Origin of the sequence: Microbacterium sp. MYb45, from assembly GCF_002979655.1 — a bacterium.
Classification (GTDB): Bacteria; Actinomycetota; Actinomycetes; order Actinomycetales; family Microbacteriaceae; genus Microbacterium.
In genome coordinates this window covers 128,959-151,699 of the sequence record NZ_PCPG01000006.1, presented here as the reverse complement: position 1 = coordinate 151,699, position 22,741 = coordinate 128,959, and the positions used below count along the sequence as shown (strand labels likewise).

The following is a 22,741-nucleotide window of genomic DNA, read 5'->3' as shown; positions in this document are numbered from 1 at the left end:
CCGCCCCGCCCCCGCAGCATCCGTGCGCACCACCCGCTGCAACAACTCGTTCACCGTGCGGCAGCCATAGCGCCCGCAGAACGCCGGCTCCCCCGACCCCGCCGGCCGTTCATCGACCGACGCGACCGCCTCCACGACCACCGCCCCCACGCGCCGCTGCACCTCACCCGCGACCCGCAACAGCCCCATCTTCTCGTCGTCACCGAGCCGGGCGATCACGTCAGAGCGCAGCACCGCATCCAGGTCAGCGACGACCTGGCCGAGCAGTTCCGCGGGGTTGTTCATACCCCCAGTCAACCCGGGACCACCGACATTCGAACCTCGATAACCCCAGTTCAGAGCAATATTCCGAAACACGCGAAACACCGACACGCCCTCCACAGAAACACCGACTCAACACTTGTCCACACTGGCTAGAGCACGCCCCACTGCGACACACGCGGACGCCCCCACCAGGGCAGAGTGTGAGTATCCGCGCCGACACCGCACACACCGATGTCGCCGGAGACAGACCATCCGTCGTCGACATGACGTCGAGCATCCGCTCTTCGATTTGACGCTCACAGGTTCGCCAACTAAATTACAGATCGGTAACGGTGGCATCCGGGGGGATCGACCGCCGCGTACATCTGCCCTCCGGAAGGACTCCGTCACGAACTCCCTGCCACCCGAGCGCGCTCACGACGCCCCGGAAGCCCCCGAAGAAGCACCAGTCGCACCCCGCCCGCTGCTGCGGCGCGATCGGCGGAACTCCGCCCCCACGACTCCTGAAGCTCCCCGCGCGGCGGACGCGCCCTCGAACGCACAGCCTCCCCGCACGGCGGACACGCCCTCGGACGCACAGCCTCCCCGCACGGCCGACGCCTCCACCGCGGAGCGGTCTCCCGTCGACGCGAGCACCGCGACCGCGACGCAGTCTCCCGTCGACGCGAGCACCGCGACCGCGACCGCCACCGAGACGCAGTCTCCCGTCGACGCGAGCACCGCCACAGACGCGCAGTCTCCCGTCGATGCGAGCACCGCCACCACGGACACCCCACGCCCGTCGCACCCGAAGGCCACCGGCACGCCCGGCCGCCCCCGGAGCCCGCGAGGGCGTCTCGCGCGAAAGCCCGCCTCGTCTCCGGTCCGTCCCCGCCGCGCGAAGCGTCCGTGGGCGAAGGCCAAGGCGCTCGGCGCCACATTCGCGATCGGCGTGATGGTCACCGGCGCCGCACTGCCCGCACTCGCCACCGGGAGCGAAGGAGTCGTCGCCGGCGCCACCACCAGCCTCACCACTGCGGCCGCTGCCGATGCCGCGCAGTCCTACACATCCACGTCCGCGTCCGCGTCCTCGTCCTCGGACGAGATCCGCGCGGAGATCGCTCCGCGCGGGACCTTCTCGGCGACGACGCCCGAGGAGATCGAGGAGACACGCTCCCGTGCCGTCGCGGCGGCACTCGCTGCCGGCATGCCGCTCGGAAGCGCCGTCGACATCCCCATCGCCGATCGCATCATCATGCCGATGGCAGACGGGACCTACTCGTTCACCGATGGCTTCGGTGCGTCACGGCCGGGCCGGTCTCACCTCGGCCAGGACTTCGCCGCGGGTGTGGGCACCCCTATCAACGCCGCGATGAAGGGCTGCGTCTCCCGCTCCACCGAGAGCTACCAGGGCTACGGCGTGACGATTCAGATCGAGAGCATCGTCGACGGACAGGCCGTGAGCACCGTCTACTCGCACCTGAACTACGGAACCCGTGCGGTCGAGGTCGGCGACTGTGTCGACGAAGGCCAGTACATCGGCGACGTCGGATCGACCGGCTACGTGTTCGGCTCCTGCCTGCACTTCGAGGTCCACATCAACACCGTCGCCATCGACCCCATGCCCTGGCTCCAGACGCACGTGAGCTGACCCTCACACTCGAACCGTCGGCGCGTTGCGCGGGCTCCGCGGCCGCTGCCACTCAGTCGAGCGCGCTCATCACGTGCTTGATGCGGGTGTAGTCATCGAAGCCGTACTGCGAGAGGTCCTTGCCGTATCCGGAGTGCTTGAACCCGCCGTGGGGCATGTCCGACACGAACGGGATGTGCGTGTTGATCCACACGCAGCCGAAGTCGAGGTCGCGGGAGAACCGCATCGCCCTGGCATGATCCGTCGTCCATACCGACGCGGCGAGCGCATAGGGCACGTCGTTCGCCATCTCCAGCGCCTCGTCGTCGTCGGAGAACGCCTGCACGGTCAGCACCGGACCGAAGATCTCGCCCTGCACGACCTCGTCGTCCTGCCGCACGCCCGACACGATCGTGGCCTCCCAGAAGTAGCCCCGGTCTCCCTGGCGGCGTCCGCCGGTCTCGACGGTCGCATGCGCCGGCAGGCGGTCGATGAAGCCCTGCACCTGAGCGAGCTGCGCCGCGCTGCTCAGCGGGCCGTACAGCACCCCCTCCTCATGCGGTCCGCCGGTGCGCGCGTGCGTCTTCGCCCTGGCCACGAGCGCCGCGACGAGCTCGTCGTGCTGCGACTCGTGCACCAGCACCCGAGTGGCCGCCGTGCAGTCCTGGCCGCCGTTGAAGAAGGCCCCGGTGATGATCCCGTCGACCGCCTTCTCGAGCACGGCATCCGCGAACACGATCGCCGGCGCCTTGCCGCCGAGTTCCAGGTGCACGCGCTTCACGTCGTTCGCCGCCGAGCGCGCCACCGCCATGCCCGCACGCACCGAACCGGTGATCGCGACCATCTGCGGGGTCGGATGCTCGACCAGCGCCACACCCGTGTCGCGATCGCCCAGCACGACGTTCAGAGTGCCGGCCGGGGTATGCAGCGCGACGATCTCGGCGAGCAGAAGCGTGGTCAACGGCGTCGACTCCGCGGGCTTGAGCACGACCGTGTTCCCGGCGGCGAGCGCAGGCGCGATCTTCCAGACGGCCATGTTCAGCGGATAGTTCCACGGCGTCACCTGACCGATCACGCCGATCGGCTCCCGACGCACGAACGACGTGTGCCCGGCGAGGTACTCCCCCGCCGCCCGACCTTCGAGACTGCGGGCGGCACCGGCGAAGAAACGCAGCTGATCGACCGACTGCATGATCTCGTCGGCGACGAGGCTGGCGCGCGGCTTGCCGGTGTCCTGCGATTCCAGGTCGGCGAACTCCTCGGCCCGCGACTCCATCTCATCGGCGATGCGGAACAGCGCCAGCTGCCGATCGGCGGGCGTCGTGTCACGCCAGAGCGGGAAGGCCGCGGATGCCGCGGCATAGGCAGCGTCGACGTCGGCACCGTCGGAGAGCGGCAGTTCGCCGTACGCGGCTTCGGTGACAGGATCGAGGAGCGGCATCCGTTCCGCCCCACTCGCGGGCACGTAGCGACCGCCGATGAAGTTCTGCAACGGCGCGGAGTTCTTCAGAAGGCTGCGGGACATGCCGTCATGGTAGCGCGCGACCTGCGGAATCGGAAGATATCGGCCGCGCGCAGCGACTGAATCAGTTGCAGGATCGAGCCATGACTGTCAATATCGACAGATGAGCCCCAAGCCTGCCCAGCCTGCACTGGACGACATCTCGAAGCGCATCGTCGAACTCCTGCAGGAGGACGGACGCCGCCCCTACGCCGAGATCGCGCGCGAGGTCGGGCTCAGCGAGGCGGCTGCTCGCCAGCGTGTGCAGCGGATGACCGAGGCCGGCATCATCCAGATCGTCGCGGTCACCGATCCGATGCAGCTGGGCTTCCACCGCATGTCGATGATCGGCATCCGCGTCTCCGGCGACCCCCGCGCGATCGCCGAAGAGCTCACCACGATCCCCGAGCTGGCCTACGTCGTCGTCACTCTCGGGACGTTCGACATCCTCGTCGAGGCCGTATGCGAGGACGACGAGCACCTGATCACCCTCATCGCCACCCGCATCCGCACCATCCCGGGCATCGTCCACACCGAGAGTCTGCTCTACGCGGGCCTCTACAAAGACCTCTACAACTGGGGAACGCGCTGAGGCGCACCCCCGACGCATCGGAGTGATCATGGGAACCACCGTCTTCGAACGCCGTCGGCCGCCGCAGCGGGTCGTCGACGACTCCCTGCGCGACACCGCGCTCCGCGTGTTCTGGCTCGATGATGTCGATCGACCGACTCATCCGCGCCTGAACGGCACGGTCCGCGCCGACCTCGCGATCGTCGGCGGCGGCTACGCCGGACTGTGGACGGCCGTGCGCGCCAAAGAGCGCGACCCCGAGCGCCGCGTCGTCCTCCTGGAGGCGTCGCGGATCGCGTGGGCGGCATCCGGTCGCAACGGCGGCTTCTGCGAGTCGAGCCTCACCCACGGTCACGAGAACGGGGTCACCCGCTGGCCCGAGGAGATCGACCGGCTCGAGGAGCTGGGCCACGAGAACCTCGACGGCATCGAGCAGACCGTCGCACGCTACGGCATGGACGCGGAGTTCGAGCGCACCGGTCAGCTGGCCGTCGCAGTCGAGCCGCACCAGGTCGAGTGGCTCCGGGACGAACCGGGCTTCCTCGACCGCGAAGCCGTGCAGGCGGAGGTGCACTCCGAGACGTTCCTCGCCGGAGCCTGGGACCGCGAGGGCTCTGCCCTGGTGCACCCGGCCAAACTGGGCGTCGAGCTGGCACGCGTCGCCGCAGACCTCGGCGTCGAGATCTACGAGCACAGCATCGTGCGCGCCATCGAAGGCGACGCCTCGGGTCCGATCACGCTGGTCACGCCGAACGGTCGGGTCGTGGCGGATGCCGTGGCCCTCGCCACCAACGTGTTCCCCTCGCTCCTCAAGCGCAACCGCCTGATGACCGTGCCGGTCTACGACTACGTGCTGATGACCGAGCCGCTCTCCGCCGAACAGCTCGCGTCGATCGGCTGGTCGAACCGCCAGGGCCTCGCCGACAGCGCGAACCAGTTCCACTACTACCGACTCACCGCCGACGACCGCATCCTGTTCGGCGGCTACGACGCGGTCTACCACTACGGCGGCAAGGTGCGCCCGGAGTACGAGGACCGCATCGAGAGCCACCGCAAGCTCGCCTCGCACTTCTTCACGACCTTCCCGCAGTTGGAGGGCCTGCGCTTCACCCACCGCTGGGCCGGGGCGATCGACTCGTCGAGCCGTTTCTGCGCGTTCTTCGGCACCGCCCGCAAGGGCCGCGTCACCTACGCGACCGGCTTCACCGGACTGGGTGTGGGGGCTGCCCGCTTCGCCGCCGACGTCATGCTCGACACGCTGTCGGGGGATTCGACCGAACGCACCGAGCTGCGGATGGTGCGCGAGAAGCCGATCCCGTTCCCGCCGGAGCCCGCCGCGTCGATCGGCGTGAACCTGGTGCGCGCGGCCATGGACCGGGCGGACCACAACGAGGGCAAGCGCAACCTGTTCCTCAAGACGCTCGACGCCGTCGGCATGGGCTTCGACTCGTGAACGCTCTCGCGGCGGGGACGGGGATGGATGCTCGTGGTCTCGCGCTCGCGCACGAGCCGTTGCCCGCGGGCGAGGTGCTCGCCGGCGCCCCGACGACCGCCGTACACGAGCTGGCGAGTCTCGGCGGGGTCGAGATCGGCGTGTGGGAGATGACACCCGGCACTGCGACCGACACCGAGGCCGACGAGGTGTTCGTCGTGCTGAGCGGCCGCGCCACGATCTCGTTCGGCTCGTCGGGGCTGCCCGACCTCGAGATCGGCCCCGGCTCGGTCGTGCGTCTCGCCGAGGGCATGCGCACGACCTGGACCGTGACCGAGACGCTCCGCAAGGTGTACGTGGCCTGACGGCAGGTCGGCTCAGACCGTCAGGACGACTCTCCCAGCAGCGGACGCACGGAGGCATAGGCATCGCGGACGTCGCGCGTCGGCACGTCGTAGACCCGGACGATGCCCGCACCCCCCTCGTGCCGCGGCCACCCGGGATCCCCGCCCGTGACGAACGCGACCGCCGCGCCGTGCACCTCATCGGCCAGCTGCTGCGGCGGGTTCGGGCCGGCGAGCGGCTCGATCGCGGGCCCGTCCAGGCAGTCGAAGAAGAACGGCACATCGAGGCAGTGCTCCGCGAAACCGAAGCGCCCCGACGGCCACGAGAACCGGTACACCCAGGTCGGCGCGGCTCCGCGGTCGGCGACGACCTTCAGCAGCGCCGAGCGGAACATCCGGTCGGTCAGCAGTCGCCCGGCGACACGGGCATTGCCGAGTCCCGTGACGTCGGCGTTGGCGGCGAGGTACGCACGGCGCGCGGCCTTCGGCAGCCCGAGCTTTCCCAGCAGGAGCGACCGGGGCACCCAGCGCAGCTTCTTCGCCGCGTCCGAGAACACCATCGTGAACTCGTCGTCGGTCGCCCCGAGCACGAGCGGCTTGTCGGCGCCGACACCCGCGGCGAGCGCCTCGCGCGTCGACCGTGGCAGCAGATCGCCGTCGATGCGCGGTCCGAGCGGCAGCCCCTCCTCCATCATGGTGCCGACCGACGACGGCCCGAGCTGGGTCGCCTTCTTCTGCAGCTCGAGGATGCGCTCCTCGGACAGCGACGAGAAGCCGGCGACGGTCGGCTCGACCCCGCCGGCGGTGGCGAGCGCGCGACCGAACGTCTCGGCACGGGTGGCGGCGACATCGGCGAGCGCGCCGGAGATCGAGTAGACACCGTGGAACAGGTGCTGCGCCTTCTCCATGCCGAGCAGGGTCAGCACGGCACCGCCGCCCGCGGACTGGCCGGCGATCGTCACGCGCGACGGGTCGCCGCCGAACGCGGCGATGTTCTGCTGCACCCACTCCAGCGCGAGCAGCCAGTCGCGCACACCACGGTTCGAGGGAGCATCCTCGATCCAGCCGAAGCCGTCGAAGCCGAGGCGGTACGAGATCGACACGGTCACGACATCGTCGCGGTTGAAGTTGCGGCCGTCGTACCAGACGCTCGCGGGCGAGCCGGCGAAGTACCCGCCGCCGTGGATCCAGACGAGCACCGGGAGCCCGGTTCCCTGCCCGGCGCGGGCCGGGCTCGGCGTGAACACGTTGACGTTGAGTGTCGACTCGCCCTCGACGCTCGGCTCGGGGATGAGCGTGACGCCGGGATCGCCGCGCTGCGCGGTGGCGGCGAACTCGAGCGCGTCGCGCACGCCCTCCCACGGCGCCTTCGGCACGGGCGCCTGGAAGCGCAGCTCACCGACCGGGGCCTCCGCGAACGGGATGCCCAGGAACGCCGCCGACCGCGGATTGCCTCGACCACCGGTGGTCGGACGCCAGCGGCCGCGCACGCGTCCTGCGGTGGTCGTCACCTCGACGAGGTCGGCGGTCGTCTCGAAGTCGGTATCCGTCATCACAGCATTCTCCCGTCTGTGGACGGCGAGCGGCGACACCGCGAACGCCCTCAGCCGGGCGTGATCACCTCGGCGTGCGGCATCCGCGTCTTCATGATCCCGATCGCCTCGGGGTTGTCATCGACCAGCACGGCATCGCGACCGAGCGCCGAGGCCACGGCCCCGGTCGTGCCGCTGCCGGCGAAGAGGTCGAGCACCCGGTCGCCGGGTCGACTCGACGCGGTCACGATGCGGCGCAGGATCCCCTCCGGCTTCTGCGTGGGATAACCGGTCTTCTCGCGCCCGGTCGTCGGCACGATCGTGTGCCACCACACATCGGTCGGCAGCTTGCCGCGCGCAGCCTTCTCGGCCGTGACCAGTCCGGGTGCCATGTAGGGCTCGCGGTCGACCTCGTCGGAGTTGAACACGTACTCCCGCGGGTTCTTCACGTACACCAGGATCGTGTCGTGCTTCGTGGGCCAGCGGCTGCGCGACTTCGCGCCGTAGTCGTACGCCCAGATGAGTTCGTTGAGGAAGCAGTCCCGCCCGAACACGGCGTCGAGCATCACCTTCGCGTAGTGCGCCTCACGGTAGTCGAGGTGCAGATACAGCGTGCCGTCGTCGGCGAGCAGCCGCCACGCCTCCTCGAGCCGCGGCATCAGGAAGGAGCCGTAGTCGTCGAAGCGGTCGTCGTACGCGCGCAGCATCCCGCGCACCCGCTCGTACGCATGGCCGTGGAACCCGTTCCGCACCTCGGTCGCGGGCGCGGTCTCAGGCTCGGGCTCGGTCGCCGGCGGTTCAGAACTCAGGAAGACCGGTGCCGCCTCGCTCGATTCGACGGGCTCCGCGCCCGAATCTGCGGATTCTTCCTGAGTCGTGAACGTCCGCCGCGCGGTAACCACCTGCCGGCCCTGCGTCCGGCCGGTGTTGAACGGCGGGTCGAGGTACACGAGCGTGAAGGAACCCGTGGGCAGGGTCGCCGCGACGGCGAGGTTGTCGCCCTCGATGACGGTGACCGCGCCCGCGGTCACGGCACCCGATGCAGCCACGCCTCGGTGGCGAACTTCGACTCGACGAGAGCCTCCGCGTCGGCGTACTCGTCCGCCGCGATCGACCCCGTCTCTGCGTCGGTCAGCGAGCGGAAGGTGTCCTTGAACCGCTCGATGATCTCAGCGCGCTCGAGTCCGGTCTGGCTGCGCAGCGGATCGACGCGCTTGGCGGCCGAGGTGGTGCCCTTGTCGCTGAGCTTCTCGCGGCCGATGCGCAGCACCTCGGTCATGACCTGGCCGTCGATGTCGTACGACAGGGTCGCGTGGTGCAGCACTCCCCCGTTGGCGAGGCGCTTCTGCGCGGCACCGCCGATCTTGCCGGTCGGGCTCGCGATGTCGTTGAGCGGCTGATAGACCGCGTCGATGCCGAGCGACCGCAGCGCCTGCAGCACCCAGTCGTCGAGGAAGGCGTACGAGTCGGCGAAGGTCATGCCGGCGACGAGCGATGCCGGCACATACAGCGAGTACGTGATGATCTGCCCCGCGGCCATGAGCATCGCCCCGCCGCCGGAGATGCGGCGGACCACATCGAACCCGTGCCGTGCGGCGCCTTCGGGGTCGACCTCGTTGCGGTACGACTGGAATGACCCGATCACGACGGCCGACTCGTCCCACTCCCAGATGCGCAGGGTGGGACGACGGCGCCCCTCGCCGACGCGGGCGGTGAGCACCTCGTCGAGGGCGAGGTTCATGCGCGGCGAGACCGCCTTGTCGTGCACGATCTCCCAGTCGAAGTCGCGCCACCCCGGGGCCGTCACGAGCGCACGGCGCACCGCGGTGCCGACGGCTTCGGGCGAGAAGCCGAGCAGCTGAGCGCCATCCGGAAGGGCACTGCGGACGGCCGCGGCGATCGCCGTCGAATCCGTCTCTGCGGGCAGCCCGTTGACCGCGGCGTTGATGTCGTCGAGCGCCGAGTCCGGCTCGAGGAAGAAGTCGCCGGCGAGGCGGAAGCGGGCGATCCGGTCGTCCTCGATCTCGAGGTCGACGACGACGAGCTTTCCACCTGGGACCTTGTATTCACCGTGCACGGTTCCAGCTTAAGGCGCGAGAGCCCCGATCCGGCGGGTCAGCCGTGACGGAGCACCACCGTGACGGATCAGCCCCCGAGCACCACCACGCGCTCCCCGGCACGGATCGGTGTCGAGTACCGGTTGCCGGCGGGCGGCAGCGGGCAGACGTACTGGTCCGAGAACGCGCACGGCGGCAGATAGGCGCGGTTGAAGTCGATCACGGCCGTGCCGTCGGCGGCGGGCTCGTCGACCGGCAGGAACCGGAAGCGGTACGTCTCCAGACCGTTGGTACCGTCGGCGAAGACCGCGCTCAACGCCCCCTGTCCGTTCCTGGTGACGGTCAGCGTCTGGGCTGCCCCCGCCAGCTCGAACCGCAACCGCCCGGCGACCGGCGTCTCCCGGGCCTCACCGTCGACCGATGTGATCAGGATCTGCTCATCCGGCGTCTCCTCGAACACCGCCGGGAGTCGCCAACGCTCGTCGGGCGCGTAGGCGTCGATCGCGGTGAACCACTCGCGCTGCGGCCGTGCCGGATTCAGCACCCGCAGCGCGAGGGCACCGTGGCGATCGAACACCCGCAGCTCACGCCTGCCGAGGCGGACACTCTCCGTGCCACGCAGGACCACGGTCGACCCCGCCTGACCGAGCTCGCTCCCCCGGATGCCGCCGTCGCCGGTCAGCGCCCAGAGCCCGGGGATGCCGTCGACCGCTGCCGCCTCCGTGATGAGCCAGTTCGTCGACTCGAGCGCCGACGGACCGTACTCCGACCCTGCGTAGCGCTCGCGCGACGCGTGCCAGTCCTGCCAGTCCTTCACGAAGCTCATCGGTGCGGTCCCTCCCGTGCGAGGGCAGCCCACAACGGCGCGCTCCTCGCTCCTGCGCGGAATACTGACCCGAATCTACGGTCGTCTCCGAGCCCGGAGAACGGGTCTGTCACACGCCTTCACCGGGCGTAACGTCGCGTCACACCGCTCGGAAGCGGGAATGCGAGGCGCGTTGCTCAGCGCGCGGGGATGTGCGCGTCGAGCCAGGCGAGCACGTCGGCGCGCACCTCTTCCTGCTGCAGCTCGGCGAAGATCTCGTGGCGCGCATCCGGGTACACGAGGGTCGTGATGTCGGTGAGCCCGGACCGGCTGCGGTACTCGTCGGCGAGCTTGTGCACGCTGCGGGGTCCGCCCACCGGGTCATCGCGACCGACGAGGAGCAGCATCGGGATGTCGCGGCCCAGGTCCTTGGCCGGACGCCCGTAGAGCCGCGCGGCCTCGATCGGACCGAAGAGCTTGAGCAGCGGGACGTCGGTCGTGAGCGGATCGTCGGCGAACGCGGCCCACACGGCGGGATCGCGGCTGAGCCATTCGAGCCCCGTGGCGCCTTCGTCCTTCGCCCACCGCGCGTTCAGGGGTGCCGCGTTGAGGAACCCGGGGGTGCGCAGCGCGGAGCCCGAGAGGATCACGGCATCCCACGCCTCCGGGTGGTGGTTCACGAGCATCTGCGCCAGGAACGAACCCCACGAGTGGCCGAGCAGCACGAGCGGCAGGTCGGGGTTCTCGTCGCGGATGATTCCGGTCAGCTGCCAGACGGCATCCTCGGCCGCGCGGAGTCCGCCGACGCCGAGTCGCCCCAGCTTCTCGGGTCCGCCGTGCTGACGGATGCCGGTGCGGCCATGGCCCCGGTGGTCGTCGGCGTAGACGTGGAAGCCGGCCTCGGTGAGGGCGCCGATCAGAGCGCCGTATCGTCCGGCATGCTCGCCGACGCCGTGCAGGAGCTGCACGACTCCGCGCGGAGTCCCCGCAGCCGGATGCACGTCATAGACGATGGCCACGCCATGGGCGTCGGTGAACTCGCGCGTATCCGTCACGCTGCGAGCCTAGCGACCGCGGGCCGAGAGCGCCTACCGCGCGACGGCATCCCGGATCGCGAAGGCGATGTCGCGGTCGGTGACCTCGTAGCCGCCGACGCCGTCGGAGGCCGAGCCCATCCGCACGCCGCCCTCCTCGATCACCGAGCGCTTGGCGGAGAAGTGGATCGCGTCCACCCCCGCCGCGGCGAGCACCGGGGCACTCGCGACGTCGACGCCGCTGCCGGCCATGATCTCGATCTCGCCTTCGGCCGCGGCGACGAGTGCGCGCAGGGTGTCGATGCCGTCGATCGCGGCGGATGCCCCACCCGAGGTCAGCACGCGGCGCAGACCGAGCTCGCGGGCGCTGCGCAGCGTCGCCACGGGGTCGGCCGTCACGTCGATGGCGCGATGCAGGGTGACGGGCGCTCCGCCCGCGGCATCGCGGAGCCGGGCCATGGCGAACAGGTCGAGGTGCCCCGCCGCGTCGAGCGCGCCGATGACGACGCCGGTCGCACCCGCAGCGATCGCGCGGCGCACGTCGCGCTCGGTGATCGCCAGCTCGTCGTCGGTGTAGTGGAAGCCGCCCCCGCGCGGCCGGACGAGCACGTGCACCTCGGGGCCATCTGCTCCGGCCGCCTCGACCGCCAACTCGAGCGTCGCGGGAGACGGGGTCAGTCCGCCGAGGGCGAGGGCCGTGGCGAGCTCGACGCGGTCGGCGCCGATCTCGGCGGCGATGCGCACTCCGGCGGGGTCCTGCACGGCGATTTCCAAGGCGAGTGTTCGGGTCACTCCTCCATTGTGCCCGGCACCGAGACAGTGTCAGAAAAATTAGATAGGCTATCTAAGTAATGTCTGCGTCCGATGAATCCCTCGCCCTCACCGCCACAGACCTGCGCATGGCCACGTTCCGCCTGGCCCGTCGCCTCCGCTGCGCCCGCGCGGCCGACTCGATGAGCGATGCACAGCTGGCGGTACTCGCCGACCTGCGCATGAACGGCCGCCGCACGATCTCGACCCTCGCCGTGCGCGAGCGCGTGACCGCACCATCGATGACCAGCACCATCAACGGACTCGAGGAGCAGGGCTTCGTCGTCCGCACTCCCGACGAGGAAGATCGCCGCCGCGTGCAGGTCGACATCACCGACGCCGGCATCGAGCTCGTCGTCGAGACGATCCGCCGCCGCGACGAGCTGCTGGCCGACATGCTGCGCGAGGTCGAATACACCGAGGCCGAGCTCACGACGCTCCGAGAAGCGAGCGCCCTGATGCGACGGGTGGTGGAGCGATGAGCGCGATGTTCCGTTCCTTCGCGAACATCAACTACCGGATCTGGTTCGCCGGCGCCCTCGTCTCGAACGTCGGCGGCTGGATGCAGGCCACTGCCCAGGACTGGGTCGTGCTCACCGAGCTGACCGACAACGACGCCACCGCGATGGGCGTCACCATGGCGCTGCAGTTCGGTCCGCCGCTCGTGCTGGTGAGCCTCACCGGCTGGGTGGCCGACCGCTTCGACCGACGCCACATCCTGTTCGCCACCCAGTCGGCGCTCCTGGCCCTCGCGATCGCGGTGGGCGTGCTGCTGCTGAACGATGTGATGACCCTGCCGATGATGTTCGCCTTCGCCCTCGGTTTCGGTGTCGTGAACGCATTCGATGCTCCGGCCCGGCAGGCATTCGTCTCGGACATGGTGTCGACGGGCGACACGTCGAACGCGGTCGCCCTGAACTCGGCATCCTTCAACCTCGCCCGCATGGTCGGCCCGGCGGTCGGCGGTCTGCTGATCGTGGCGATCGGCTCCGGCTGGGTCTTCATCGTGAACGCCGCGACCTTCCTCGCGATGATCCTCGCGCTGTCGATGCTGCGCACCGGCCTGCTCGCGCCACGGCTGAAGAACCGCAGCCGCGGCGGGCTCGCGGCCGGGTTCCGGTACGTCTGGGGGCGCAGCGACCTGCGGGTCGTGTTCGTCACGGTGTTCCTGATCGGCGCGTTCGGCATGAACTTCCCGATCTTCGCCTCGACCATGGCGCTCGAGTTCGGCGCGGGTGCCGACGGCTACGGCGTGCTCAGCTCGGTGCTCGCGATCGGCTCCCTGATCGGCGCCCTGCTCGCGGCGCGCCGGGATCGCGCGCGGGTGCGCGTCGTGATCATGGCCGCCGGCGGATTCGGCATCGCCGCGTTCGTGTCGTCCGCCATGCCGACGTACGCCTCGTATGCCGTCACCCTGACCTTCACCGGCTTCATGATCGTGACGCTGCTCACCACGGCCAACGGGTACGTGCAGATCACCACCGAGCCGGCGCTGCGCGGGCGCGTGCTCGCGCTGTACATGGCCGTGATCATGGGCTCGACCCCGGTGGGTGCTCCCATCGCCGGGTGGGTCGCCGACTCCTTCGGCCCGCGCGCGGCCATCATGCTCGGCGGCACGGCCGGATTCGTCGCCTGCGCGATCGGGGTGATCTGGGTGGCGACCTCGGGCCGCCTGCGCCGCGCCGAGAACCGCCGCTTCCTGCTCACCCTCGACGAGACCCGGCCACTGAGTGTGGTCGAGCGGCCCGACCCGATCGAGTTCAGCGACGAAGCAGCCGTCACCACGCCCATCCGCACGGCGAAGAGGAACGACCTCGAGGGCTGAGCCTCTTTCCGCGGTTTGTCAACGCCCTCTACGGAGTGCACCCGACGTACGTACCGTCGGTGCATGGACGACACCACGGAACGCACACCCCACCCGCAGGACCCGGCCGAGGGCGCTCCCGGCGTCGGCGTCCCCGATGAGGATGCCGGTCAGGGCGACGGCACCGGCGGCGCGATCCAGGGCGACAGCTCGCGCGGCGAATCGACCGGCGGCGCCATCCAGGGCGATGCCGGCCAGGGCCACCGCTCTGCCCTCGGCGGCGACGAGGGGACCGAAGACCAACTCGACGCCGACAACGCGGCCGAGGAAGACACGTTGAAGACGCTCGACCCGGATTCCCCACCGGCCTGAGCGCTCCGAGAGGGCAGCGTCACCGCAGCCGTCTCCCCCAGAGACGGCCTCCCCCCTGCGGTGGCGCTGCCCGTCACAGCCTCCTGCGCTGAGTACTACGCGCCGAGGACGAGCTTGAGCTGCTCCACCGCCCAGTCGAGTTCCGTCGCGCGGATCACCAGCGGCGGCGCGATGCGCACCGTCTGACCGTGCGTATCCTTCACCAGGACGCCGCGATCGAGCAGCTTCTCGGCGATCTCGCGGCCGGTTCCCCGGGCGGGATCAATGTCGACTCCGGCCCAGAGCCCGGCGATGCGCACGGCGGTCACGCCGTGTCCGATCAGCGGCTGCAGCGCCTGCTCCAGGTGCGCGCCGAGAGCCCGCGCCCGCTCCTGGAACTCGCCGGTCTGCAGCATCTCGACCACGCGCAGACCCACGGCCGCAGCGAGCGGGTTGCCGCCGAAGGTCGAGCCGTGCTCGCCCGGACGGATGACACCGAGCACATCGGTGTTCCCGACCACGGCCGAGACCGGGAGGATGCCGCCGCCCAGAGCCTTGCCCAGCAGATACAGGTCCGGCACGACGCCCTCGCGGTCGCAGGCGAACGTCTCGCCGACGCGGCCGAGCCCCGCCTGGATCTCGTCGGCGATGAACAGCACGTTGTTCTCGTCGCAGATCTCGCGGATGCGGCGCAGGTATCCCTCCGGCGGGATCACGACGCCGGCCTCGCCCTGGATGGGCTCGACGAGCACGGCGGCCGTGTCCTCGGTGATGGCCGCGGCGATGGCCTCCGCGTCGCCGTACGGGACGACGTCGAAGCCCGGGGTGTACGGACCGAAGTCGTCTCGCGCCTGCTCATCGTCGCTGAAGCTGACGATCGTGGTCGTGCGGCCGTGGAAGTTGCCGGCGGCGACGATGATGCGCGCCTTGCCCGCAGCGATCCCCTTGACCCGGTACCCCCAGGCGCGGGCGACCTTGATGCCGGTCTCGACCGCCTCGGCGCCGGTGTTCATCGGCAGCACCAGGTCTTTGCCGGCGAGCTCTGCGAGCGCCGCGGCGAACGGCTCGAGCCGGTCGCTCTGGAACGCGCGGCTGACGAGCGTGACCCGGCCGAGCTGCTCGGTGAGCGCGGCCACGAGCGCCGGATGCCGGTGCCCGAAGTTCACGGCCGAGTACGCGGCGAGCAGGTCGAGGTAGCGCTTGCCCTCGACATCCGTCACCCAGGCGCCCTCACCGCGGGCGATGTTCACCGGCAGCGGGTGGTAGTTGTGCGCGACGTGCGGCTCGGTGTTCGTCACCGTGGCCTCGCCCTCGTTCGCGATGTCGACCGCGGTCACTTGGCACCCCGCAGCTCGAGCGTGCAGCACTTGATGCCGCCGCCGCCGAGCAGCAGCTCGGAGAGGTCGACGGTGATCGGGTTGTATCCGCGCTCGCGCAGCTGCTTCTCGAAGCCCTTGGCGCGCGGCGAGATGATCACGTTGTAGCCGTCGCTCGCCGAGTTGAGCCCGAACACCGAACCGTCCTCGTCCGACACGAGGATCGCGTCGGGGAAGCGCTTCTCGAGTTCGGCACGGCTGGCGTCGTCGAAGGCGCCGGGGAGGTACGCGATGTTCGCACGCTCCGGGCCGCCGTTGTCGGCGCCCTGCACCGGGTCGAGCACGGCGATCGCGGTGTCGAGGTGGTAGAAGCGCGGGTCGACGAGGTTCAGCGAGACGACCTCACGGCCGAAGACCTCGCCGACCTCGCGGTGGCTGTCTCCGGTGGAGCGGAAGCCGGTACCGGCCAGGATCACGTCGCCGACGAGCAGGAAATCGCCCTCGCCCTCGTTGACCTCCTTCGGCATCACGGTGTCGTAGCCGGCGGCGCGGAACCAGTCGGCGAACGCCGGGGCCTCACCCTGGCGCTCGACGAAGCGGAACTCGGGCACGTACGCGCGGCCGTCGATCAGGAATCCGCCGTTGGCCGTGTAGACCATGTCGGGGTAGCCCGCGAGCGGCTCGATGAGTTCGACCGTGTGGCCGAGCTCGAGGTACAGGTCGTGCAGCTTCTGCCACTGCACGACGGCGTTGGCGGTGTCGGTCGGCCGCGACGGCTCCATCCACGGGTTGATGGAGTAGTTCACGGTGAAGTGCTCGGGCTTGCACATCAGGTAGTGGCGGCGGTGCGCGGTGCGGGCGGGTGCGGTGCGGACGGCAGTTTCAGTCGTCGACATGGGGGCTCCTCGAATGGACGGGCGCGGCGGACGCTGTCCTGGGGCCCGGCGGTCCTTCGACCCGCTGCTCGTTCAGAGCCGGCGACGGGGAAGATGCGACTCGGGCACGCCGGAGTCCATTGTGTCACCCGCCCCCTGTATGCCGCCAGAGCCGCATTCCATCCGAGGCGCTCAGACCCCCGAGCCGCGGACCACGACCTTCCCCGCGGTGTGCCCGGCCTCGAGGTGGGCGAGGGCGGCGGATGCTTCCGCGAACGGATACTCGCGCTCGATCACGGGCACGATGCGGCCGTCGGCGACGAGTTCGAGGAGCTTGGCCAACACCTCCGGGCGCGGCGTCGCGGCGAGGGGACGGATGCTCCGGGAGCCGACTGACAGGACCGCGGCGCGCAGCATCCGCGGGACGGGACCGAGCACATGCCCACCGTCGCCGGTCACCAGCACGATCCGACCACCGTGCCCGACGAGACGCTGCAGCTCGCGCAGCGGCATCCCTCCGGCGATGTCGATGATCGCGTCGAAGCGGCTGGCGGGGATCTCGCTCAGCGGCGACTCGCGATGGTCGAAGGTGCGCACGGCGCCGAGGCGCTCGACCAGCGGCGCGTTCCGAGCGCTGCACGCTGCCCAGACCTCGGCCCCGCGGAGGGCGGCGAGCTGCACCGCGAACGTGCCGACGCCGCCGGATGCCCCGATGATCAGCACCCGGGGAGCCTCGTTTCCGCGCAGACCGACGCCGGCCAGGTCGAGCGCCTGCCACGCAGTGCCGCCCGCGATGGGGAGGGAGGCCGCAGCCTCGGGAGTGATGTCGGGTGGGATCGGCACGAGTCGGGAGGCGGGAACCCGCACGTACTCGGCGAGCCCTCCGCCGCCGACCAGTTCGCCCACGACGTCTTCGCCGATCTCGGCGCTCACCACGTCGGGCCCGACCGCGACGACGGTGCCGGCGACCTCCATGCCGCGCACCGGATGCTTCGGACGGGTGAGGCCGAACACCGGGCGCACCAGGAGCGGGTCGCCGAGCAGCAGTCGCACGTCGCCCGCGTTCAGCGAGGTGGCACGCACCTTCAGGAGCACCTCGCCGCGGTGCGGCGCCGGCACGAGGATCTGCTCGAGGTTCACCCCGGTCGCCGGGCCATAGGTCTCACGTCGCCAGGCGTTCATCGTCTCGGTCAAGATGCTCCTCCGGATGCGGGTGGGGCGGGGTATTCGAACAGGTCGTCGAGGCCGACCCCGAATGCGCGGGCGATCTGGAACGCCAGCTCCAGGGTGGGCGAGTACTTCTGCTGCTCGATCGCGATGAGCGTCTGCCGGGTCACTCCGACGGTGCGGGCGAGCTCGGCCTGGGTGAGCCCGGCCTGCTCGCGATGCGCGCGGATGCTGTTGGAGACGAGGGTGGGCTTCACCATCAGACGAGCCCCCGCCGGTACGCGATCACGCGGGCGACGCCGCCGACGAGCGCGGACACCGCGAAGCCGAGGTACATGGTGTTCGCGATCCAGAACACATCGGCGCCGACCGCGCACAGCGCGATGACCCCGAGCCCGGCGATCACGACGAAGGCCTGCTCGACCCGGCCGCCCATGCGACCGATGTCACGGTCGCGGATGTCGGAGCGGCCGGCGCCGTCCGGGTCTCTCATTCCGGCGAGGATGCCCCAGACGATGCTGATCACGATCGTCGCGACGATGCCTCCGCCGATCGTCCACAGCATGAGCGGGAACCAGTCGACGGCGGTGAGCGGTCCTCCCCCGGCCTGCTGGAGCACGAGCACGACATAGACGACCAGCGCGATCGGGCTGACGATGAGTCCCGCCCAGGCGTTGCGTTCCTCGTAGACCATGATGCCTCCGATGTAAAAGATTCTTGACACTCACGCTACGCCGCCGACACGGCTGTGTCAAGAATTCTTTACACACCCATCTCGCCCCGTCGTCCGGTCGCGCATCGCGAGGCCGATCCGATGACGCATGATGATCGGGTGAGGAAATCGATCGCACTGCCGTGGTTTCTCGCGGGCATCGTGGCGAGCGGAACACTCGCCGCTTCCGTGGCTGTCACGATTGCGACTGTCAATATGCCCGGCCATTCGCCGAGCCTCAAGGACGCAGCCAACGTCACAGCCCTCGTCTTCTGCCTCGTCTCGCTCTGCGGCGCGCCATTGCAACGCTGTCCGCGCGCTCCAGCCGAACGAAACGACGCGTAACGAGCTGGGCGACGTTCGGCACGGCCCTCGTCGGAGCGCTGGTCACAGCAGCACTACTGATCCTCGCCACCACCTGAGGCACAGTTCGACGGCACGGACGCGCCGGTCACGACCAGGTTGAGGTGCGCGGCTTTCCTGGACACCACCGCCGGGTTGACGACTGGGGCCAGCCGCTCGATCGGCTGGCCCCAGCGATCAGTCCTCGGCATCCGCAATCAGCCACACCAGCCCTAAACGCCCCTGACCGTCTATGGTCCGCATCGCGATAGAGATTGCGGACGTACGGTCAGCACGAGACATGGCCCACTGTTTTGCAGCATCCAGAGTCGTTTCATCAAGGTCAAAGGTCTCTCGGCGCCCCTCGGCGTCCTGGATGAAAACCCTGAGATCCAGCGCCGATTTCTCCCACCGTGTATCGCGTTCGTCGACCTCACGTGGAGCGTGATCCATTTCGCCTCCTGACTCTGCCCGCACGGCGGGCGTCCGTACGCCGGTGAACCTCAGATCACGTCGCTGCTCCAGGGGTCGAGGTTGCCGTAGCGGTGGGCGGTGATCGAGATCGACTGCTCGTGCACGAACGGCAGCAGCTCGATCCGGGCGGCCGCTGTGACCTCGCCGTCGTACACCGCGAGGTCAGGATCGCCCCCCGATGCCGTCGCCAGGGCCGTGTGCAGCGCGGCGACCGCGGCACGACCGCCGACCAGACGCACCCGGTCGCTCACGGGCAGCGCGACGACGCCCTCCACGGCATCCTCGTCACGGAGCATCCGCTGCATCCACTCCTCGTCGGTCTCGAGGAAGACCGAGGCATCGAGGTCGCCGAGCGCGCGGCGCACATCGCCGGGCAGACCGACCGGCGTCGAGAGCACGAAGGCCGCACCCGAGCGCACACCCGCGATCACCACGCGCAGCAGATCCTGCAACGCGGCATCCTCCGTCGCCCGGATCTCGACGGGTACGGGACGGTACCGGAACAGGTTCCGCTCCACGCCGAGGTGCGACACGTCACGCACCTGACCGAACTCGCGGTCCCACGCCAGCGCATCCGAGAGCGCCGAGCGCCGTAGCCACTCGAACTTCTCGTACTCCAGCGACGACTGCGCCGACTCGATGAGCGCCGTGATGCGGGAGTCGAGCCCGCGCAGATGCAGGGTGCTGGATGCCGGACCGCCCGGCTGCGAGCGCCAGGACCCCAGACCGATCAGGTAGTTCGGGCCACCCGCCTTGGCGCCCGGTCCGACGGCCGACCGCTTCCAGCCGCCGAACGGCTGCCGCTGCACGATCGCCCCGGTGATGCCGCGATTCACGTAGAGGTTGCCCGCCTGCACGCGGTCGAGCCAGAAGGCGAGGTCGCCCGGATCCTGCGTGTGCAGCCCGGCGGTGAGCCCATAGGCGACGGCGTTCTGCAGCTCGACGGCCTTCTCGAGGGTCGGTGCGTGCATGATGCCGAGCACCGGCCCGAAGAACTCCTCGGTGTGGAAGCGCGACCCCGACTGCACGCCGACGCGGATGCCGGGGCGCCACAGCCGCCCGCTGCCGTCGTCGTCGGCCGCGAGCGCGGGCTCGATCAGCCACTGCTCCTCGCCCTCGAGCTCGCTCAGCGCCCAGGCGAGCTTGCCCTGCGGAGGCTCGATCACCGGGCCGACCTCGGCGAGCGGATCGGTGGGCGTGCCCACGTGCAGCGAGCGCACGGCATCTGCGAGCTGCCGCTTGAACCGCGGTGAGCGCCCGACGGGGCCGACGAGGATCGCGAGCGAGGCGGCCGAGCACTTCTGACCGGCGTGCCCGAAGGCGCTCTTCACCAGGTCGGCGACGGCCAGGTCGAGGTCGGCCGAGGGGGTGATGATCATCGCGTTCTTGCCGCTGGTCTCGGCGAGCAGCGGCAGGTCGGGACGCCAGGAGCGGAACAGCGCGGCGGTGTCCCACGCGCCGGTGAGGATCACGCGGTCGACCGCGTCGTGGGTGATGAGCTCGCGTCCGAGCTCGCCCTCCTCGATGTCGACGAGCGCGAGCAGATCGCGCGGGATGCCCGCCTGCCACAGCGTCTCCGCGATCACGGCGGCACAGCGGCGGGCCTGTGGCGCGGGCTTGAAAACGACGCCCGAACCCGCAGCGAGCGCGGCGAGCACTCCTCCGGCGGGGATCGCGAGCGGGAAGTTCCACGGCGGCGCGACGACCGTGACGGATGCCGGCACGAATACGGCACCCGCGATCGCGTCGAGCTCGCGTGCGGTGGCCGCGTAGTACCGGGCGAAGTCGACGGCCTCGCTCACCTCGATGTCGGCCTCGGCGAAGATCTTGCCGGTCTCGGAGGCGGCGACCTCGATCAGGTCGCCGCGTCGAGCCTCGAGGGCGGCGGCGGCGCGCAGCAGCACCTCGGCCCGCTCGGCGGCGGGACGCCCACCCCACGCCGGAGCCGCACCGCGGACCCCCTGCACGATCTGTTCCAGGGATTCCGCGTCGTCGATGCGAGCGGCCGCGATCGTGGCGTCACCGAGCTCGGACGAGCCGATGCGCTCCCGCACCTCGCGCGCCCAGTCCCGGTTCACCGGCAGGGCGGGGTCGCTGTCGACCGTGTTCGAGAAGCCGGGGGCACCACCGGCATCCTGCTCCAGTTCGCGGGCGGAGTACACGGCGGTCTCGAGGAAGGCCTCGCGACCGCCGCCGTCTTCGGAGCCGCGCGAGATGCCGAGCACGGCCTGGGTCAGGTCGGTCTCCGGCAGCGGTGCCACGGGCGAGGGGCGCAGCGCTTCGTGCACCGGCGCGCTCCGATCCTGCGTGCGACGCGGTCCGGTCCGCAGCGTGGGATCGTCCGACCGGTCGAGTGCGTCGAGGAACCGATCCTGCTCCCGCACGAACAGGGCCTCGTCCTCGCCGAGCCGGAACGCGGCGGAGAGGAAGTTGTCGGGCGACGCGTTCTCTTCGAGCCGGCGCACCAGGTAGCTGATCGCGACGTCGAACTCGGCGGGTGCCACCACGGGCACGTACAGCAGCACGGGCCCGACCTCGCGCGAGACGGCCTGCACCTGCCCCTGTGCCATGCCGAGCAGCATCTCGAACTCGACGGCCTCGCGCACCTCCCGCTCGCCGGCGAGCAGCCACGCGTAGGCGATCCCGAACAGGTTGTGTCCCGCGACGCCGATCTTCACGGCGGAGGCATGCTCGGGGCGCAGGGCCCAGTCCAGGCAGCGCAGGTAGTTCGCGTCGGTGTCGAGCTTGGTGTCGTAGGTCGCGGGGGTCCAGCCGTGCATCCGCGCCTCGACCTGCTCCATCGCGAGGTTAGCGCCCTTGACGAGGCGCACCTTGATGCGGGCGCCGCCGTGCGCGACGCGGTCCTGCGACCAGGCGGTCAGCTCCTGCAGAGCGGGCAGGGCATCGGGCAGGTACGCCTGCAGCACGATCCCGGCCTCGAGCCCCGCGAGCCGAGGGTCTTCCAGGATGCGCGTGAACACCGCGATCGTCAGGTCGAGGTCGCGGTACTCCTCCATGTCGAGGTTGATGAAGGTGCCGTCCGCGGCCGCCGTGAGGTACAGCGGGAGCAGCCGCTCCACCACCTCGTCGACGATCTCGTCGAAGGCCCACATCGACAAGTGGCTGACGATGGCCGAGACCTTGACCGAGACGTAGTCGACATCGGCTCGTCGGATCAGGTCGTGAATGCCGTCGAGGCGGCGCTTCGCCTCCGCTTCGCCGAGCACGGCCTCGCCGAGCAGGTTGAGGTTCAGGCGCGAGCCCGTGGCCGTGATGCGTTCGATGGCCGCTTCGAGCTTGGCGGGCCGCGCATCGACGATGAGATGCCCGACCATGTCGCGCAGCACCTTCCGCGCGATCGGCACGACCGGCGACGGCAGGATCGGCGCGACGCCCCCGCCGAGCCGCACCACCGAGCGCAGGTACCAGGGCAGGAACTCGGGCACGATCGGCGCGATGCGGTGCAGCTGCGAGGCGGCGGCGCTCAGGCTCTCGGGGCGCATGACGCCGTCGACGAAGCCGAGCGTGAACGGCAGCCCGTTCGCATCCTGCAGCACTCCGGCGAGACGGGCGGCAGCGGGGTCGGGTTCGATCGCGGCGGCCTCGATCGCCCACCGCCGAGCAAGCTCGACGGCACGGTCTGCGAGGGGTGCGGATGCCACGGCATCCGCCGGAGATGACGACGACTCTGCCATGTGTCCACCCTAGGTCTGCATCACCCCGCAGGCCGGGAGCCCGCAC

At 70.2% G+C, this 22,741-nt stretch carries 23 protein-coding genes; 8 read left to right on the top strand and 15 right to left on the bottom strand.

All coding sequences use genetic code 11. The features are described 5' to 3' along the window. On the bottom strand, positions 1-285 hold a 285-nt coding region (locus CQ034_RS12490), incomplete at its 3' end, for a hypothetical protein (RefSeq protein ID WP_146114840.1). Positions 286-553: 268 nt separating this feature from the next. Here CQ034_RS12490 and CQ034_RS19775 point away from each other — a divergent pair. Then, complete coding sequence (locus CQ034_RS19775; RefSeq protein WP_258134195.1) at positions 554-1,894, top strand: M23 family metallopeptidase; 1,341 nt, start codon at positions 554-556, stop codon at positions 1,892-1,894. 52 nt (positions 1,895-1,946) lie between these two features. Here CQ034_RS19775 and CQ034_RS12480 read toward each other — a convergent pair whose 3' ends face one another. After that, positions 1,947-3,398, bottom strand: coding sequence for a gamma-aminobutyraldehyde dehydrogenase (locus tag CQ034_RS12480; protein ID WP_105711289.1), 1,452 nt, complete (start codon positions 3,396-3,398; stop codon positions 1,947-1,949). Positions 3,399-3,498: 100 nt separating this feature from the next. On the opposite strand from CQ034_RS12480, the gene CQ034_RS12475 reads away from it, so the two are divergent. The 3 genes from CQ034_RS12475 to CQ034_RS12465 are packed head-to-tail and all read left to right on the top strand — an operon-like array spanning position 3,499 to position 5,742. Next, positions 3,499-3,966: an Lrp/AsnC family transcriptional regulator gene (locus tag CQ034_RS12475; RefSeq protein ID WP_029262144.1), complete on the top strand. Its 468-nt coding sequence runs from the start codon at positions 3,499-3,501 to the stop codon at positions 3,964-3,966. Between the two features lie 28 nt (positions 3,967-3,994). Beyond that, positions 3,995-5,398, top strand: a complete 1,404-nt coding sequence (locus CQ034_RS12470) for an FAD-binding oxidoreductase (protein ID WP_105711288.1) — start codon at positions 3,995-3,997, stop codon at positions 5,396-5,398. Further along, on the top strand, positions 5,395-5,742 hold the full coding sequence (locus tag CQ034_RS12465) for a cupin domain-containing protein (protein WP_105711287.1): 348 nt from the start codon (positions 5,395-5,397) through the stop codon (positions 5,740-5,742). Before CQ034_RS12470 ends, CQ034_RS12465 begins: the two co-directional genes overlap by 4 nt. Before the next feature lie 20 nt (positions 5,743-5,762). Here CQ034_RS12465 and CQ034_RS12460 read toward each other — a convergent pair whose 3' ends face one another. From CQ034_RS12460 to CQ034_RS12435, 6 genes are all read right to left on the bottom strand, one after another. Continuing rightward, a complete protein-coding gene (locus CQ034_RS12460; RefSeq protein WP_105711286.1) occupies positions 5,763-7,274 on the bottom strand; it encodes a carboxylesterase/lipase family protein in 1,512 nt (503 codons plus the stop codon). A gap of 50 nt (positions 7,275-7,324) precedes the next feature. Beyond that, positions 7,325-8,302: a site-specific DNA-methyltransferase gene (locus CQ034_RS12455; RefSeq protein WP_258134194.1), complete on the bottom strand. Its 978-nt coding sequence runs from the start codon at positions 8,300-8,302 to the stop codon at positions 7,325-7,327. After that, entirely contained in the window at positions 8,281-9,330 is a 1,050-nt protein-coding gene (locus CQ034_RS12450) for a biotin/lipoate A/B protein ligase family protein (RefSeq protein ID WP_105711285.1), read from the bottom strand. Before CQ034_RS12450 ends, CQ034_RS12455 begins: the two co-directional genes overlap by 22 nt. A 68-nt stretch (positions 9,331-9,398) precedes the next feature. After that, positions 9,399-10,136 carry a DUF1684 domain-containing protein gene (locus tag CQ034_RS12445; RefSeq protein ID WP_029262138.1) on the bottom strand — a complete coding sequence of 246 codons (738 nt, stop codon included), beginning with the start codon at positions 10,134-10,136 and terminating at the stop codon, positions 9,399-9,401. 176 nt (positions 10,137-10,312) lie between these two features. Beyond that, positions 10,313-11,170 (bottom strand): alpha/beta fold hydrolase, encoded by an 858-nt coding sequence (locus tag CQ034_RS12440; protein WP_029262137.1) that lies wholly within the window; start codon positions 11,168-11,170, stop codon positions 10,313-10,315. A 33-nt stretch (positions 11,171-11,203) separates the two neighbouring features. Next, positions 11,204-11,941, bottom strand: a complete 738-nt coding sequence (locus CQ034_RS12435; RefSeq protein ID WP_105711284.1) for a copper homeostasis protein CutC — start codon at positions 11,939-11,941, stop codon at positions 11,204-11,206. Positions 11,942-12,000: 59 nt separating this feature from the next. Between CQ034_RS12435 and CQ034_RS12430 the strand changes: the two genes are divergently transcribed. The 3 genes from CQ034_RS12430 (at position 12,001) to CQ034_RS12420 (ending at position 14,135) form a co-directional block, all read left to right on the top strand. Continuing rightward, on the top strand, positions 12,001-12,441 hold the full coding sequence (locus CQ034_RS12430) for a MarR family winged helix-turn-helix transcriptional regulator (RefSeq protein ID WP_029262135.1): 441 nt from the start codon (positions 12,001-12,003) through the stop codon (positions 12,439-12,441). 5 nt (positions 12,442-12,446) lie between these two features. Next, positions 12,447-13,784, top strand: coding sequence for an MFS transporter (locus tag CQ034_RS12425; protein ID WP_029262134.1), 1,338 nt, complete (start codon positions 12,447-12,449; stop codon positions 13,782-13,784). Positions 13,785-13,847: 63 nt separating this feature from the next. After that, complete coding sequence (locus tag CQ034_RS12420; protein WP_105711283.1) at positions 13,848-14,135, top strand: hypothetical protein; 288 nt, start codon at positions 13,848-13,850, stop codon at positions 14,133-14,135. A 95-nt stretch (positions 14,136-14,230) separates the two neighbouring features. On the opposite strand, the gene rocD is transcribed toward CQ034_RS12420, so the two are convergent. From rocD to CQ034_RS12395, 5 genes are all read right to left on the bottom strand, one after another. Continuing rightward, entirely contained in the window at positions 14,231-15,451 is a 1,221-nt protein-coding gene (gene rocD / locus CQ034_RS12415; RefSeq protein ID WP_105711282.1) for an ornithine--oxo-acid transaminase, read from the bottom strand. Continuing rightward, positions 15,448-16,326: a dimethylargininase gene (ddaH, locus tag CQ034_RS12410; RefSeq protein WP_105711281.1), complete on the bottom strand. Its 879-nt coding sequence runs from the start codon at positions 16,324-16,326 to the stop codon at positions 15,448-15,450. The genes rocD and ddaH overlap by 4 nt, the downstream gene beginning before the upstream one ends. A 171-nt stretch (positions 16,327-16,497) precedes the next feature. Further along, the gene (locus CQ034_RS12405; RefSeq protein WP_105711280.1) at positions 16,498-17,499 is read right to left on the bottom strand and encodes an NAD(P)-dependent alcohol dehydrogenase; all 1,002 of its coding nucleotides are present in this window, start codon (positions 17,497-17,499) and stop codon (positions 16,498-16,500) included. Continuing rightward, positions 17,496-17,732 carry a helix-turn-helix transcriptional regulator gene (locus CQ034_RS12400; RefSeq protein WP_105711279.1) on the bottom strand — a complete coding sequence of 79 codons (237 nt, stop codon included), beginning with the start codon at positions 17,730-17,732 and terminating at the stop codon, positions 17,496-17,498. The genes CQ034_RS12405 and CQ034_RS12400 overlap by 4 nt, the downstream gene beginning before the upstream one ends. Beyond that, positions 17,732-18,166: a hypothetical protein gene (locus CQ034_RS12395; RefSeq protein ID WP_029262128.1), complete on the bottom strand. Its 435-nt coding sequence runs from the start codon at positions 18,164-18,166 to the stop codon at positions 17,732-17,734. The genes CQ034_RS12400 and CQ034_RS12395 overlap by 1 nt, the downstream gene beginning before the upstream one ends. 120 nt (positions 18,167-18,286) lie before the next feature. On the opposite strand from CQ034_RS12395, the gene CQ034_RS19445 reads away from it, so the two are divergent. Continuing rightward, entirely contained in the window at positions 18,287-18,529 is a 243-nt protein-coding gene (locus CQ034_RS19445; protein ID WP_146114839.1) for a hypothetical protein, read from the top strand. Positions 18,530-18,724: 195 nt separating this feature from the next. Here the strand turns inward: CQ034_RS19445 and CQ034_RS12390 are convergent, their stop codons facing one another. Both CQ034_RS12390 and CQ034_RS12385 read right to left on the bottom strand, forming a co-directional pair. Next, a complete protein-coding gene (locus CQ034_RS12390) occupies positions 18,725-18,979 on the bottom strand; it encodes a hypothetical protein (RefSeq protein WP_105711278.1) in 255 nt (84 codons plus the stop codon). A gap of 50 nt (positions 18,980-19,029) precedes the next feature. Further along, positions 19,030-22,695 (bottom strand): bifunctional proline dehydrogenase/L-glutamate gamma-semialdehyde dehydrogenase, encoded by a 3,666-nt coding sequence (locus CQ034_RS12385; RefSeq protein ID WP_105711277.1) that lies wholly within the window; start codon positions 22,693-22,695, stop codon positions 19,030-19,032. Positions 22,696-22,741: the final 46 nt, after the last annotated feature.

Excerpts from the sequence above, each read along its gene's own strand:
- CQ034_RS12420 (WP_105711283.1), top strand. The coding sequence starts at position 13,848 with ATGGACGACACCACGGAACGCACACCCCACCCGCAGGACCCGGCCGAG.
- CQ034_RS12385 (WP_105711277.1), bottom strand. The coding sequence starts at position 22,695 with ATGGCAGAGTCGTCGTCATCTCCGGCGGATGCCGTGGCATCCGCACCC.
- CQ034_RS12445 (WP_029262138.1), bottom strand. The coding sequence starts at position 10,136 with ATGAGCTTCGTGAAGGACTGGCAGGACTGGCACGCGTCGCGCGAGCGC.
- CQ034_RS19445 (WP_146114839.1), top strand. The coding sequence starts at position 18,287 with ATGACGCATGATGATCGGGTGAGGAAATCGATCGCACTGCCGTGGTTT.
- CQ034_RS12430 (WP_029262135.1), top strand. The coding sequence starts at position 12,001 with ATGTCTGCGTCCGATGAATCCCTCGCCCTCACCGCCACAGACCTGCGC.
- CQ034_RS12480 (WP_105711289.1), bottom strand. The coding sequence starts at position 3,398 with ATGTCCCGCAGCCTTCTGAAGAACTCCGCGCCGTTGCAGAACTTCATC.
- CQ034_RS12400 (WP_105711279.1), bottom strand. The coding sequence starts at position 17,732 with ATGGTGAAGCCCACCCTCGTCTCCAACAGCATCCGCGCGCATCGCGAG.
- CQ034_RS12425 (WP_029262134.1), top strand. The coding sequence starts at position 12,447 with ATGTTCCGTTCCTTCGCGAACATCAACTACCGGATCTGGTTCGCCGGC.
- CQ034_RS12470 (WP_105711288.1), top strand. The coding sequence starts at position 3,995 with ATGGGAACCACCGTCTTCGAACGCCGTCGGCCGCCGCAGCGGGTCGTC.
- CQ034_RS12475 (WP_029262144.1), top strand. The coding sequence starts at position 3,499 with ATGAGCCCCAAGCCTGCCCAGCCTGCACTGGACGACATCTCGAAGCGC.
- CQ034_RS12390 (WP_105711278.1), bottom strand. The coding sequence starts at position 18,979 with ATGGATCACGCTCCACGTGAGGTCGACGAACGCGATACACGGTGGGAG.
- ddaH (WP_105711281.1), bottom strand. The coding sequence starts at position 16,326 with ATGTCGACGACTGAAACTGCCGTCCGCACCGCACCCGCCCGCACCGCG.
- CQ034_RS12395 (WP_029262128.1), bottom strand. The coding sequence starts at position 18,166 with ATGGTCTACGAGGAACGCAACGCCTGGGCGGGACTCATCGTCAGCCCG.
- CQ034_RS12460 (WP_105711286.1), bottom strand. The coding sequence starts at position 7,274 with ATGACGGATACCGACTTCGAGACGACCGCCGACCTCGTCGAGGTGACG.